General features: G+C 35.6%; 16 protein-coding genes. 11 read left to right on the top strand and 5 right to left on the bottom strand.

The features are described 5' to 3' along the window. Positions 1–11: 11 nt before the first annotated feature. Both EZ449_RS14625 and EZ449_RS14620 read left to right on the top strand, forming a co-directional pair. The gene (locus EZ449_RS14625; RefSeq protein WP_131560107.1) at positions 12–896 is read left to right on the top strand and encodes a sugar phosphate isomerase/epimerase family protein; all 885 of its coding nucleotides are present in this window, start codon (positions 12–14) and stop codon (positions 894–896) included. Continuing rightward, complete coding sequence (locus EZ449_RS14620; protein ID WP_131560104.1) at positions 893–1,762, top strand: sugar phosphate isomerase/epimerase family protein; 870 nt, start codon at positions 893–895, stop codon at positions 1,760–1,762. Before EZ449_RS14625 ends, EZ449_RS14620 begins: the two co-directional genes overlap by 4 nt. Positions 1,763–1,866: 104 nt before the next feature. Here EZ449_RS14620 and EZ449_RS14615 read toward each other — a convergent pair whose 3' ends face one another. Beyond that, positions 1,867–2,760: a lamin tail domain-containing protein gene (locus tag EZ449_RS14615; RefSeq protein WP_165499772.1), complete on the bottom strand. Its 894-nt coding sequence runs from the start codon at positions 2,758–2,760 to the stop codon at positions 1,867–1,869. Positions 2,761–2,935: 175 nt separating this feature from the next. On the opposite strand from EZ449_RS14615, the gene EZ449_RS14610 reads away from it, so the two are divergent. After that, on the top strand, positions 2,936–3,925 hold the full coding sequence (locus EZ449_RS14610; protein WP_131560100.1) for an aspartate-semialdehyde dehydrogenase: 990 nt from the start codon (positions 2,936–2,938) through the stop codon (positions 3,923–3,925). A gap of 62 nt (positions 3,926–3,987) precedes the next feature. After that, positions 3,988–4,590 carry a CDP-alcohol phosphatidyltransferase family protein gene (locus tag EZ449_RS14605; protein WP_131560098.1) on the top strand — a complete coding sequence of 201 codons (603 nt, stop codon included), beginning with the start codon at positions 3,988–3,990 and terminating at the stop codon, positions 4,588–4,590. Positions 4,591–4,593: 3 nt separating this feature from the next. On the opposite strand, the gene EZ449_RS14600 is transcribed toward EZ449_RS14605, so the two are convergent. Beyond that, positions 4,594–4,791 carry a hypothetical protein gene (locus tag EZ449_RS14600; RefSeq protein ID WP_131560096.1) on the bottom strand — a complete coding sequence of 66 codons (198 nt, stop codon included), beginning with the start codon at positions 4,789–4,791 and terminating at the stop codon, positions 4,594–4,596. 191 nt (positions 4,792–4,982) lie between these two features. On the opposite strand from EZ449_RS14600, the gene dacB reads away from it, so the two are divergent. Together dacB and EZ449_RS14590 are read left to right on the top strand one after the other, a co-directional pair. Next, entirely contained in the window at positions 4,983–6,392 is a 1,410-nt protein-coding gene (gene dacB / locus EZ449_RS14595; protein WP_131560094.1) for a D-alanyl-D-alanine carboxypeptidase/D-alanyl-D-alanine endopeptidase, read from the top strand. Between the two features lie 11 nt (positions 6,393–6,403). After that, positions 6,404–6,763, top strand: a complete 360-nt coding sequence (locus EZ449_RS14590) for a hypothetical protein (RefSeq protein WP_131560092.1) — start codon at positions 6,404–6,406, stop codon at positions 6,761–6,763. Positions 6,764–6,889: 126 nt separating this feature from the next. Here EZ449_RS14590 and EZ449_RS14585 read toward each other — a convergent pair whose 3' ends face one another. From EZ449_RS14585 to EZ449_RS14575, 3 genes are read right to left on the bottom strand one after another with little or no spacing between them, the layout of a single operon-like run. Further along, positions 6,890–7,435, bottom strand: a complete 546-nt coding sequence (locus EZ449_RS14585; RefSeq protein ID WP_131560090.1) for a hypothetical protein — start codon at positions 7,433–7,435, stop codon at positions 6,890–6,892. A gap of 23 nt (positions 7,436–7,458) precedes the next feature. Continuing rightward, positions 7,459–8,568 carry a hypothetical protein gene (locus tag EZ449_RS14580; protein ID WP_131560088.1) on the bottom strand — a complete coding sequence of 370 codons (1,110 nt, stop codon included), beginning with the start codon at positions 8,566–8,568 and terminating at the stop codon, positions 7,459–7,461. Next, a complete protein-coding gene (locus EZ449_RS14575) occupies positions 8,568–9,197 on the bottom strand; it encodes an ABC transporter ATP-binding protein (RefSeq protein WP_131560086.1) in 630 nt (209 codons plus the stop codon). The genes EZ449_RS14580 and EZ449_RS14575 overlap by 1 nt, the downstream gene beginning before the upstream one ends. 110 nt (positions 9,198–9,307) lie before the next feature. On the opposite strand from EZ449_RS14575, the gene EZ449_RS14570 reads away from it, so the two are divergent. The 5 genes from EZ449_RS14570 (at position 9,308) to EZ449_RS14550 (ending at position 13,958) form a co-directional block, all read left to right on the top strand. Then, positions 9,308–9,823 carry a GNAT family N-acetyltransferase gene (locus EZ449_RS14570; RefSeq protein ID WP_205943010.1) on the top strand — a complete coding sequence of 172 codons (516 nt, stop codon included), beginning with the start codon at positions 9,308–9,310 and terminating at the stop codon, positions 9,821–9,823. A 1-nt stretch (position 9,824) separates the two neighbouring features. Then, positions 9,825–10,949 carry an alpha/beta hydrolase gene (locus tag EZ449_RS14565; RefSeq protein ID WP_131560084.1) on the top strand — a complete coding sequence of 375 codons (1,125 nt, stop codon included), beginning with the start codon at positions 9,825–9,827 and terminating at the stop codon, positions 10,947–10,949. A 430-nt stretch (positions 10,950–11,379) separates the two neighbouring features. Beyond that, positions 11,380–12,675 carry a phosphopyruvate hydratase gene (gene eno / locus EZ449_RS14560; protein WP_131560082.1) on the top strand — a complete coding sequence of 432 codons (1,296 nt, stop codon included), beginning with the start codon at positions 11,380–11,382 and terminating at the stop codon, positions 12,673–12,675. A 212-nt stretch (positions 12,676–12,887) separates the two neighbouring features. Further along, the gene (locus EZ449_RS14555; RefSeq protein ID WP_131560080.1) at positions 12,888–13,187 is read left to right on the top strand and encodes an FtsB family cell division protein; all 300 of its coding nucleotides are present in this window, start codon (positions 12,888–12,890) and stop codon (positions 13,185–13,187) included. A 156-nt stretch (positions 13,188–13,343) separates the two neighbouring features. Continuing rightward, the gene (locus EZ449_RS14550) at positions 13,344–13,958 is read left to right on the top strand and encodes a trimeric intracellular cation channel family protein (RefSeq protein WP_131560078.1); all 615 of its coding nucleotides are present in this window, start codon (positions 13,344–13,346) and stop codon (positions 13,956–13,958) included. Positions 13,959–13,999 lie beyond the last annotated feature (41 nt).

Here is a 13,999-nt window from a genome sequence, read left to right as displayed (position 1 = left end):
AAATAAAGAATATGTTATCAAGAAGAAGTTTTATATTAAGTAGTAGCATGGCTGCAGCAGCAGCACTTTTAATCCCGTCTTTCGCCTGTATGGGAGATAAAAAGAATGTTGGCTTGCAGTTATGGTCGTTAAGAGATGAACTGCCTAAAGATGTAAAAGGAACAATTGAAAAAGTAGCAAAGGCCGGTTTTACTCAGGTAGAGCCTTATGGATTTTCTATAAAAGATCAATATTGGGGCTTAAATCCTATAGAATTTAAAAAGCTTTTAGATGATAATAGTCTTTATGCACCAAGTGGACATTACAGTTTAACCAATTATTTAGCTAACGGAGACACAGCAGAATTAGAAGAGGCAATTGTTGCAGCCAAAGTATTGGGAAGCGAATATATTACCATTCCATGGCTAGATCCAAGTATTAGAAAAAATGCAGATGATTACATGGAACTGGTAAAGAAAATAAACCAAGCTGGCAAAATGTGTAAAGATGCAGGTATAAGATTGGCCTATCATAACCACGATTTTGAGTTCGAAAAACAGGGCGATACCACTGGTTACGAAATTTTGTTAAAAGGCACTGATAAAAACCTGGTTGATTTTGAATTGGATTTATATTGGGTGGTGCGCTCTGGAAATGATCCGATAAAGCTATTTAAAGAAAACGCAGGACGTTTTACCATGTGGCATGTTAAGGATATGGATAAAAAAGACCCTATATTAAATGCCGAGGTGGGAACAGGCTCAATAAACTTCAAAACTATTTTCGCTGATGCTAAACTATCAGGAATGAAATATTTCTTTGTTGAGCATGAAACCAATTACAAGCCAAACCCAATGGAATCGGTGGCGGCAAGTTGCGCATACATAAAAAAGAACTTGTTTAATTTTAGTATATGAACTCTAGAAGAACTTTTATAAAACAGGCTGGCTTAGCGGCTGGTGCTGCAGTACTAATTCCATCATTTGCTTTCGATAAGGCTACCAAAAATGTTGGCTTACAATTATATACACTGCGTGATGAATTGCCAAAGGATGTAAAAGGAGTAATTGAAAAGGTAGCTCAAGCGGGATATAAAGAAGTGGAGACCTACGGTTTCTCTGATGGGAAATTCTGGAATCTATCGACTAAAGAATTTAAGGCTTTACTAGATGCCAATGGCTTGAAAGCACCAAGTGGGCATTATGGAATGGATGAATTTTCTAAAACTGGTAAAACCGATAAACTAAAAGCAGATATTGAATCTTGTGCGGCACTTGGCGGTAAATATTTCACTATTGCAGGTGCGCATGTAGACATGAGCAAGGGTGCTGATGGCTTCAAAAAAACTGCTGATGATTTTAATAAGGTGGCAGAAATTGCGAAAGCATCAGGACTAAAGTTTGCCTACCACAACCACGATTTTGAGTTCAAAAACTTAGGCGATACAACAGGTTATGAAGTTTATTTAAAAGAAACCGATAAAAAATTAGTGAACTTCGAAATGGATATTTACTGGGTTGTTCGTTCTGGAAATGATCCATTAGCATTAATTAAAAAATACCCAGGTCGTTTTCCAATGTGGCATGTTAAGGATATGGATAAAGCAAAGCCAGAATTAAATACCGAAGTTGGCAAAGGATCAATCGATTTTAAGGCCATTTTTGCCGAAGCTAAACTATCTGGTATGCAGCACTTCTTTGTAGAACATGAAAGCAATTATTACCCAAATCCAATTGGTTCAATTAAAACCAGTTGCGATTATATTAAAGCGAATTTGATATAAGTTTTCCCGCAGATTAAAATGATTCAGGCTAAAATCTGCCTCAATCACTTCAATCTGTGGGATAAATCACTTTATTATTAGTAATTTATCTCTTAAGAAAATCCTTAATTCAACTTTCCAGCCAACACACAAGTGTTTTTAAAACGTTTTGTATTTCCATTCAAATCGAAAACATCAAACAGAACAACATAAATTCCAATAGCTGCTTTTTGCCCATCATCATTTAAACCATCCCAAGTTAAGGCTCCATTTGTACCGATGGTTTGATTTTTAAGCAACTTTCTAACCAATCTTCCCTTATCGTTATATACGTTAACATTTGCCAGGCTAGCGTTTTCAGCAACCTGATATTCCAAAGTCATCAAATCCTCAAAATTATCTCCATCAGGAGAAAATGTCTTCGATAATAAGCGAGCATAATTTTCACCGCCATTTAGTTCTTGAGAATTCTTGTAAGTTGGTGATGCATAACCAACCGTTGCAGCAGCCGATTTAAAGTTACCCGATTCATTAGCGCCTACAGAGAAAGAAACACGCTCCAAAGAAATTCCATCTTCATCTTGAATTAATGGATGATGAATCTTTGCGTTGTAGTCTAACCTATCCAAGATCTGATTATTGCTCAATAGAATTACCGAGCCCTTATCATTATTGTAAGCTGGCAAACTGCTTAATTGAACAAATTGATTCGGAAATTTAGCTTGGTAATTCTGTTTGATATTGGCTTGATTTATAGTAATCACCCAGTAAGTACTGGGCGCAATCATCAATTTTACTGCAGAAACGTTTTTAATGCTTGCCGGTTCCCCAGCGGTATTTGCATTTGCGAGTTGCAATTCTTTCAAATCGATTTCATGGCCAGAGTTATTGTAAATCTCTACAAAATCCACTCCACCAGTTTTTGGATTAAACAAAACTTCAGAAATAAGAATATCGCCCCTATTGATAATTTGGTAAGCGAAAGTAGCCATTCGACTTTCATTTCGAATGCCATTCATTGAGCGGTTTATTGGGATGGATGAGCACACAATACCTATCCTTTTTTCGGTTATCGAATGAGGATTTAAAATAATGGATGCAATTTTAATGGGTAACAATAGGGATATAAGCGTAATTTTTACCATATTTGGGCTTATATCAAATGTTTAATAAATATAATAATTAAAATTTAAAATGAAAGTAGCAGTTGTAGGTGCAACCGGTTTGGTTGGTACCGTAATGTTAAAAGTATTGGAGGAAAGAAATTTCCCTTTAACAGAGTTAATTCCCGTGGCATCAGAAAAGAGTGTTGGTAAGGAAATTACTTTTAAGGGTAAGAAGTTCCCAATCGTTAGCATGGATACTGCAATTGGCATGAGACCAGACATCGCTTTGTTTTCTGCTGGTGGAAATACTTCATTAGAGCATGCACCACGTTTCAAAGAAGCCGGAACAACGGTTATCGATAACTCTTCTGCGTGGAGAATGGATCCTAATGTTAAGCTAATCGTTCCGGAAGTAAATGCTCACGAACTTTCTATTGATAATAAAATTATTGCAAACCCAAACTGTTCTACCATTCAAATGGTGGTGGTTTTAAAACCTTTGCACGATAAATATAAAATTAAACGTGTGGTGGTTTCTACGTATCAATCGGTTACCGGAACAGGTGTTAAGGCTGTAGAGCAGTTGATGAACGAGCGTAAAGGTATTGATGGCCCTAAAGCTTATCCTTATGAAATTGATCTTAATGTTCTTCCTCATATCGATGTTTTTATGGAAAACGGATATACTAAAGAGGAGATGAAAATGGTTAATGAAACCAATAAAATCATGAGTGATAACAGCATTAAGGTTACCGCAACTACTGTTCGTATTCCTGTGATGGGTGGCCACTCAGAATCGGTTAATATCGAGTTTGAAAACGATTTCGATTTAGCCGAAGTTCGTAGCATTTTAGAAAAGGCGCCAGGAATTATCGTTGTAGATGATGTTGCGAACCTTAAATATCCAATGCCGAAAGACGCACATGAAAAAGATGAGGTTTTTGTTGGTCGAATTCGTAGAGATGAATCACATGCAAGAGCGCTAAACCTTTGGATTGTAGCCGATAATTTGCGTAAGGGCGCCGCAACTAATGCGGTTCAAATTGCAGAATACTTAATTCAGAAAGAATTAGTTTAAGAGAAATAAAAATTAAAACCTGTGAATCTCAAAACTCACAGGTTTTTTTATGCGCTCCAATTATGAAAAATATTCCAATCGCCTTAATTTATTCTAGGTTACTTATTGGTTTTGGAATTATTTTGCTAAGTGTAATCGATGCAAATCATTATTCGTTTTGGGCAATTACACTATTGTCGATTGGCTTGTTAACCGATGTTTTCGATGGAATAATAGCAAGAAGGTTAAATATTTCCTCAGAGATATTAAGGCGCCTAGATTCAAGCATTGACCAGGTTTTTTTCATATCCGTAACTGTTGCCACCTATATTCAATGTCCCGATTTTTTTAAGGCAAACCTAATGAAGCTAGCGGTGCTTATTGGTGCCGAAGTGCTCATTTATTTTGTTAGTTATCTAAAGTTTAAAAAAGAAATTGCCACTCATTCTATCGGGGCAAAAATATGGACGCTAATTTTATTTGCTACGCTAGTAGAAATCATGGTTCACTGTAAATCTTTGGTCCTATTCGAGCTTTGCTTGTGGGTTGGCTTAGCAACTAGGTTGGAGATTATAGCCATTACACTTGTTCTTAAAAAGTGGACAAACGATGTTCCAACAATTTATCATGCAGTTAAACTAAGGCAAGGTAAAGAGATTAAACGCAATAAACTTTTTAATGGATAATGCTTACACAAACGGTTTCTCTTTAATCAATAATCTTTTTTTTGAGAAAGCAGTTTGAGTAGCTTTTAGGTTATACCCGCCCCGCTCCCGCTTCTGCCAATGAAGAATTGGCATCTCGCTTTGATCGGGTTTAGGTGGCTTAGATACAACTTCAAACTGCATAAATAAACCCGACTGGCAGCGGTATCCTGATTTAAGCATCTGTCTTTATTTATTATCAGGTATGCTTGCCTGTTGCACAGGTTTTCTATCAGGATTTAGCAAAAGGCGGGACTATCGAAACCCAAGAAGCACAGGTTTCGCTTTCCAAATAAAATAGCTATATCTATTTATTATTGGGTATGGGTTTTCAAATAATTTTATCTTTGTTTATCATCAAGAGATAAAAATCTATGCGTTCAAAAATATTTTCCCTATTCGTTCTAATCATTGTTTCAAATATTGTTAATGCTCAAACCAGAATCCAAAACCTCGAAAAAGCGTTTAACAATCTATTAAATGATGAACAGGCAAAACATGCCATTACATCGCTTTGCATTTTGGATGCCAATACTGGCAAAACGCTATTTGCGAAAAATGAGCAAATTGGTTTAGCTACCGCTTCTACCTTAAAAACCATTACTGCCGCAACTGCATTTAGCATTTTGGGCAAGGATTTTCGATTTCAAACTACGCTAGCTTATACAGGAACTATTACAGGCGACGGAACCTTGAAAGGAAATCTCATCATTATGGGAAGCGGCGATCCGACATTGGGTTCCTGGCGGTATCAAAACAAAGAAAATGCAGTTTTAACGCAGTGGGTTGCGGCTATAAAATCAGCAGGAATTAAAAAAATTGAGGGCACTATAATTGGCGATGATAGAATTTTCGGAACACAAACAACGCCAGAAGGCTGGGTTTGGCAGGATATTGGGAACTATTACGGTGCCGGAACCTCGGGCTTAGCTTGGCGGGAAAATCAATTCGATATTCATTTACGTCCGGGTTCTAGCACAGCTGATGGCGTGAAAATTGTAAAAACCGTTCCAGAAACCCCTTATGTGCAAATTGTGAATGAACTTAAAACAGGAAGTTCTGGAACTGGCGACAGAAGTTATGCCTTTCTTCCACCCTATAGCAATGTTGCGTATCTGCGAGGAAGTTGGGGAATGGGAATTAGTAAAACGGGTATTTCTGTTGCACTCCCCGATCCTGCTTTTGATTGTGCCTATCGTTTACAGGATACTTTAAAAAGATTAGGTATTCAAACCAATCTCCAAGTTACTACAACCAGATTAATGGCATTAAACAATCAACCAATTCCTACAGTTACTCAAAAAATAAGCACCATCAGTTCTCCTCCCTTAAGTGAAATAACTTATTGGTTTTTAAAAAAGAGCATCAATTTATATGGCGAAACCCTGCTAAAAACTATTGCGTTAAAATCTGGGAAACCAGCTACAACTTCAAAAGGTGCCGAAACTGAAATAGATTTTTGGGCAGCTAAAGGAATTGACAAATCAGCCTTGAACATTATTGATGGAAGCGGACTTTCGCCCGGCGATAGAATTACAACTTCGGCTATGGCCAATATTTTGTTTCAAGTACAAAAGGAAAACTGGTTTGCCGATTATTATAAAGCATTACCTGAATATAATGGAATGAAGATAAAAAGCGGCACCATAAACGATGTTTCTGCTTTTGCAGGTTATCACACTGATTCGGCAGGGAATAAATATGTAATTGTTATCAATATTAATAATTATAGCGGCAGCGGAATAAACAAAAAGCTATTTAAGGTGTTAGATGAACTTAAATAACTATTTAAATTATGCCATATTTTATTAAAAATCTTCAAACTGTAGATGGTTTGATTTCAAATTTATACGGAAATGTTTCAGTTGAAGAAATGACCAAAACGATTGTTTATCATTTGGGACGTCAAGGCTACAAAGTTATAGATCAAGGATTTGGTAATTTAATTCTGGAAAAGGGAAGTAGAATCAAACGCCTTTTACTTGGAGCCTTTGTTACTTATTACAAATTTAGTGTAACCATGACACCGAGTGGTGAAAACGAGCTTATGGTAAATATTTTTCAACAAACTAGTGGCTTTTCTGGAGGTTTGATTGGCATGAACCAAGTAAAAACAGAATTGGCAAGATTAAACTTTGTGTTTGCTAATATTTGATTTTCGCTTGAACAAATATGCTAAGATTCTGTTTGCGTTTACGATGGAAGCGGCATCCTCCGATTTTTCTTCGGAGATACAGTGTACAGCGTGTTAAAACGCCCAAATCCTATTTAAAAACTTTATTTAACTCAAAGGCCTAACCTGCAGATTAATTCCTGCTCCACTTAGCGCACTTTTCACATCAATCATGGCTTCGGTTCGTACTTCGCCTGCAATTGATAAATCGGCAACCCAGATTAAAGTTCTGATGCCAATTGCATACTCTCCAAAATCATAGCTGCCAATGCTCCTAATTGCATAAATGAAATCTGATGCAGAGATTACCAGTAAATCGTAAAGGGTAATATTCCTCACAAAAGAGATGAAGAAAACAACTGAAGCAATTACCCATAAATAGCGCTGCAAGCGATGTTGCAATTCTTTATAGTTGATAAAATCGGAAAACCTGCTTGATTGATAAGCCTCAGTTTGTAAATAAATTGCCTCCAAAACAATGGTGCAGAAAACTTTTAGGGTAATGCCTAACATTAAACATTGAATGGCACTTACACCAAAAATTTTGGCCAAAGATAGTCTTCCCGTAAAGTTAAAAATTAACAATAAAGAAACCTGAACGATGGTAAAAACCACCAATGCTTTTGTAGCTGGCGATGTTAAACACCTTATCACCGTTATTGCATTAATGAACAATCTTAATGAAAATAGTTTTTCCTAAAAATTATGAAAGCCAAACCAAAATTCATTGGTATTAAACTCCATCCATATCCAAATAAAATAATGATATAGAATATGCTTAGTAAAAAGAAAATGGTTATCAAAAAACCTTTTATACGCATTCCTAAATAGAGAATACTCCTAAATAATAGCATTGCAGCCAATATGAACAGAATAAGTATCCCAGATTTTTCAATGCCGAATTTGGTTATTAGCCAGAAAATCTCTGGCAAAAGAATAACAATATAATTTAAACAAAAGCCAAAAAATAATTTAAAATACGAGTATGGAAAATTTTTAAGGAAATTTAAGCTCGTATCATTAAAATCTCTCTCCCGATAAATTAAAAATGCATGAGATATTGCAATAAACGAAGAGATCAAAAGTAGCAAACGCAAATCATTCTGCAAATCGATAAACAAAAAAAATACACTCCAGATTAACACCCATGATAAAGCTTTAGTTAACAGATAACCCAGTTTTGCTTGATTAAAAATCATCAAAGTATAAAGTAGAAAAATAGGTTTACTGATTCTCTTAAACAGTAGTACAGTAAGTGGCTTTTCATCTACACTATATAACTTATTAATTTGATACACATACAGTACTGCACTAACATAAGCTAATAAAAAAACGAAGAGTAAAATGCAAGCGGAAATTAAATAATAATGAAATATTAGCCCTATTACTGCAGCATAAATAGTATAAATCAAAATTGGAGTAAATACTTGTAACTGAACCAAAAACCAACTTTTTAACTGAATGTTTTTACTATAAGTATTTACACTATAATATAAAAACTGATGATTAGGTTGGGTAAATTGAAAAATAAAATACTGCCAGCTTTTATAGGTATATATTAGGCAGATGAGCAAGTAGCATATCATTATGAGTGGATTGCTAACCAAACCTATTGTAAAAAAGAATTGCCAAAAATCAATCTCCTCTGATCGTACAGTACCTAAAGTATTGATAAAAAAACAATAGCTTATAAGCATGATAAAGATGAAAGCAAGCATACCTGCATGCGAGCGGTAAAAACCAAAAACAAAAATCTTTCTTAAAATAGAATTTAGAGCAGAATTCATTACATTTCAATTTTTAAGCTATTATCCTGAAGCAACGCCACTTTAAATAATATCCTTTTAACATCAACTTGCTGATGTGAAGAGAGAAAGAAACTTGTATTATCTGCAAGGTGTTTTTCTTCAATCCATTTATATAGCACCTCCAGCGATTCTACATCAATTGTATTTAAGGGTTCATCAAGCAAAATTAATTTTGGTTTACCTAAGAAAGCAAGAACTAATGATAGTTTCTTTAACATTCCACTGGAGTAAGTGCCTAATGGATTGTTAATATAGGCCTGCATATTCATTTCGGATATATATTTCTCCTCCTGGTGTCTTTCCGCAGCCTTGGCAGCAGCAAAAAGTTTTATCATTTCATATCCCGTTAAAAAATCAGGGTAAACAGGCTCTGCATCAGCAAAATTTACAAGCTTTCGATATGCAACACCATCTTTTTTTAAATTGAGTTCATCCAAAAAAATACTGCCTTTAAATGAAAAAAAACCTGCAATTGATTTTAGTAAAGTACTTTTACCTGAACCGTTAGCGCCTTTTATCCAATACACGCCCCGCTCTATTGTCAAATTATCAATTTTTAAGATTAGGTGACTCCCATAAGATTTCGCGAAAGAATTGAATTTCAGCATTATGAATTATTTAACTTAAGACTATTTGAGATTAAAAATGTTACCATCAAAAAAATAATCGGTTGTAACCCTTTCGAGCTGTTTTTATTTAAATTAGATTTAAAATCAAAATGATGCGATTTACTTTACGCCCTTTCCACCTCAACGATGTTAATGCTTTGGTGAAATATGCCAACAATTTCAACATCGCTAAAAACCTCACCAATAAGTTTCCATTTCCATATCAGGATGAAGATGGTGAAGCTTTTATCGAATTGGCGCTAAGTCACCGGCCCTTACAAATCAAGGCCATTGTTATTAATGATGAAGTTGTAGGTTCAATTGGTGTTCATCCCCTGTCAGATATTTATTCAAGGAGTGCTGAAATGGGTTACTGGATTGCAGAGCCTTTTTGGGGCAAAGGAATTGTTCCATTAGCGGTAAAGGAAATGCTGAAGTATGGCTTTGAGACATTTGACATTGAGCGCATTTTTGCAAGAACTTCTCATGTAAACCTTGCATCGCAACAGGTATTAAAAAAAATCGGGTTTATTTTAGAAGCTGAATTAAAAGGAACTATCTTTAAATATGATGAATATTTCGATGAGTTGATTTTCAGTTTCAGGAAGCATCAATTAAATTTATAATATGCCAAATAAACTATTATTTATCGCCTTAATATTTCCCCTCTTTTTATCAGCCCAGATTAAAGTTGATTTAACAATTCATATTCCGAAGAAAACTTCGGATAGTTTATTTATATCTGGAAATTTCAACGATTGGAATCCAAACAATAACACTTTCAATTTGAAGCAAAAGGATAGCTTAACTTATTTTATTTCGATGAATTTACCACAAGGCAATCAAGAATTTAAAATTACCCGTGGAAGCTGGGATAAAGCAGAATCTAAAATTGATGGCAAACCTATTGCAAACAGAACGATAAATTTGAATGTTGATACCACAATGAATATCGATGTAGCAAATTGGAATGATAATTTTAAACAAGTAAAAGAAGAATATCACTTCGGCGACCATGTTCATGTTGTTGATTCTGCGTTCTTTATGCCACAATTGAACAAACATCGCCAGGTTTGGATTTATTTACCAAAGGATTATTCAAAATTGAAAAAGAAATATCCTGTAATTTATATGCAGGATGGTCAGAACTTATTTCACGCAAACCCGCCACGAGCTGATGAATGGGCCGTTGACACGGTTATGGATAGTTTGATTCGCGAGGGTTCGAAAGAGATGATTATTGTTGGAATTGACCATGGTGGAAAAGACAGATTGAAAGAGTATAATCCATACGACAGTCAATACGGTAAAGGCGAGGGAAAAGCTTATGTACAATTTTTAGTTGAAACATTGAAACCATATATCGACTCAAGATACAGAACATTAAAAGATGTCAAAAATACGTCGATTGCAGGTAGTTCTATGGGTGGATTAATTTCCATGTACGCCATTGCAGAATACCCAAAAGTATTTGGCTCGGCTGGAGTTTTTAGTCCAGCGTTTTGGTTAGCGCCGAAAATTTATGATGAGGTTACGGCAAGATTAACAAGCTTGAAAAACAGCAAGGTGTTCTTTGTTGCTGGAGATAAGGAAGGGGCGGCAATGGTTCGTGATATGAAAAAGGTTTATGATATTTTGAATCCGGATGGCAAGAATAAAAATATAGTGCTGTTAGAGAAAGAAGATGGCAAGCATACTGAATGGTTTTGGCATCGGGAATTTGTGCCTTTTTATAAGTTTATAGCCAAATAGTTTACCGTTGACTGAAGTCAACGGTAATGAAATGGAGATTACTCGGGTTCATTACCGTCAGTTTCAACTGACGGAACATGAAATTGTAAGTTTAAATCCAAAAACATTGAATTATTTTGAGTTTGATGATTTTCGTCCCAAGCATTACAATACCTGAGTTATATAAACCCGATTGCTGTGGAAACCAAAAGCTTTTTCTGCTTTTGTTGTAACAAAAAGCGGGACTGCTTTAGCCGAAAAACCACTGCAATTGATTTCCAAAACATCAATATTAATTTAAAATTAAGAACTGATTAAACCTAAATTACTATCGTAACATTAACGCCTTAAACACTTTATTTATTTAAAAAATATACTAACTTTGATGTTACGCTTAGTAATTGTACTTTATACACTAAGCAGTTAAAAAAATCAACAAAAATCAAATAAAATGAGCATAATTGTTAATGTCCATGCCAGACAAATTCTCGATTCGAGAGGCAATCCAACACTAGAAGTAGAAGTAGTAACAGAAGCAGGCGCTTTTGGGCGTGCAGCTGTACCAAGTGGTGCATCTACTGGCCAACACGAGGCTGTTGAATTACGCGATGGAGATAAATCTACATATTTAGGTAAAGGTGTATTAAAAGCTGTAGAAAATGTAAATACTAAAATTGCTGATGCATTAAGAGGTATTGATGTTTTTGAACAAAATACGATTGATAAAATAATGTTAGACATAGATGGTACCGAAAACAAAGGTAATTTAGGTGCTAATGCTATTTTAGGTGTTTCTTTGGCTGCTTCAAAAGCTGCTGCAGATGAAATCGGTCAACCTTTATACCGCTACATTGGTGGTGTAAATGCAAATACTTTACCGATTCCGATGATGAATATTATTAACGGCGGTTCTCACTCTGATGCGCCGATTGCGTTCCAGGAATTTATGATTATGCCGGTTGGTGCTCCATCTTTCTCTGAAGCATTACGTTGGGGAACAGAAGTTTTCCATACTTTAAAAGGCATTCTACATGATAGAGGTTTAACTACAACTGTTGGTGATGAAGGTGGATTTGCTCCTACTTTTGATGGTACTGAAGATGCGATTGAAACAGTTTTAAAAGCAATTGAAAAAGCAGGTTACAAACCAGGTTCTGATATTTATTTAGCTTTGGATTGTGCGTCATCTGAGTTTTACAAAGATGGTAAATACGATTATACCAAATTTGAGGGTGATAAAGGCGCAATTCGCACTAGCGAAGAACAAGCTCAATATTTAGCTGATTTATCTGTAAAATATCCAATTATTTCTATTGAGGATGGTATGGATGAAAACGACTGGACGGGTTGGAAAGCTTTAACTGATAAAGTTGGCGATAAAGTACAATTGGTTGGTGATGATTTATTTGTAACGAATGTTACGCGTTTGCAACGTGGTATTGATGAGGCAATTGCGAATTCAATTTTGGTAAAAGTTAACCAAATCGGTTCTTTAACTGAAACAATCAACGCTGTTTCATTAGCACAAACGAATGGCTATACGTCTGTAATGAGTCACCGTTCCGGCGAAACTGAAGATGTAACCATTGCTGATTTAGCTGTTGCATTAAACTGCGGACAGATTAAAACCGGTTCTGCATCTCGTTCTGATAGAATAGCAAAATACAATCAGTTGTTACGTATTGAAGAAGAATTGGGTGAAAACGCTCGTTTCATCGGTAAAAACTTCAAATACGCAAAAAAATAAACCCCTAAATCCCCTAAAGGGGACTTAAGGAAATGCCGTAAAGCCCCTTTAGGGGTTTGGGGTGTTAAGAAGTTGAAAAACTTATTTGTAGAACATCCGGAGATTTTAAATCTTCGGATGTTTTTTTATACATTTACGTCGTTGCGAAGTACAAAGCAATCTTACTCAACAGATTTCTTCGTGCCTCGCAATGACGATTTTTCGAGAAAATTATGACACGTTTAATAGACCTTTTCCGCAATAAATATTTCCTTGCAACGGTTGCTTTTGCGCTGTGGATGTTATTTTTCGATAAAAACGATATGATGTCGCAATACGAATACCGCAGTCAGGCGAATAAGTTGCAAGAAGAAAAGGAATATTTCGAAAAAGAAACCGCTCAGGTTAAAAACGATTTAAACGAACTGAACACCAATCTAAATACAGCAGAAAAGTTTGCTCGTGAAAAATATTTCATGAAAAAAGATAACGAAGATGTTTTTGTTATTATTCGTGAGGAGAAGAAAGATTAAACCAGGATTTTGGAACAGGATTTTTAGGATTTAAGGATAAGGTAGGATTAAGGAGCAGATAAAATTCATAATTGGTTTTTAGATTTAATAATAAAGCATTTTAATTCGCAGTTTGGTTTTTTTAGTTAACCAATTCAAACAATTAACCACCTCTCTATGCTCCACATTTTATATATCATCGCCATTACTGCCGAAGCCATGACTGCTGCACTTTCTGCTGGCCGTAGAGATATGGATTGGGTTGGTGTTTGTATTATCGCTTGGGTTACTGCCCTCGGCGGCGGAACGGTTAGAAACGTACTTTTTGGTCATTACCCAATGAGCTGGGTTGAGCATCCTGAATATTTAATTATTACTGCCGGAGCTGCTTTACTAGCTGCTTTTATTGCCTCTGTTATGACCAAGTTGAAAAGGCTATTTCTTTATCTTGATGCAATGGGCTTAGTGGTATTTACGATTATCGGCTGCCAAGTTGCACAGCAAATTCATCTGCCTTACCTCATCGTATTATTTAGCGGAATGATTACAGGTTGTGCTGGCGGTGTTTTACGTGATGTACTCTGTAATGAAGTTCCATTCTTATTCCGCAAGGAGATTTATGCCAGTGCAGCCATTGTAACAGGAGCTGTTTATATTGGCGTTGAACATTTCCACGGAAGTGAATTAATGGCCACCGTAATAGCCGCTGTTGTTGGTTTAACCATTAGATTATTATCTATAAAATACGAATGGCAAATGCCGAAGTTTGTTTATAAGGATGAGTGGCACTAAAGGATGGAAAATGGATGAGGGAAAATGAATCAATAAGCACA

Source organism: Pedobacter frigidisoli (assembly GCF_004331675.1).
Lineage (GTDB): Bacteria > Bacteroidota > Bacteroidia > Sphingobacteriales > Sphingobacteriaceae > Pedobacter > Pedobacter frigidisoli.
The sequence above is the reverse complement of the archived record's forward strand: the minus strand, read 5'-3'. Positions and strand labels throughout refer to the sequence as shown.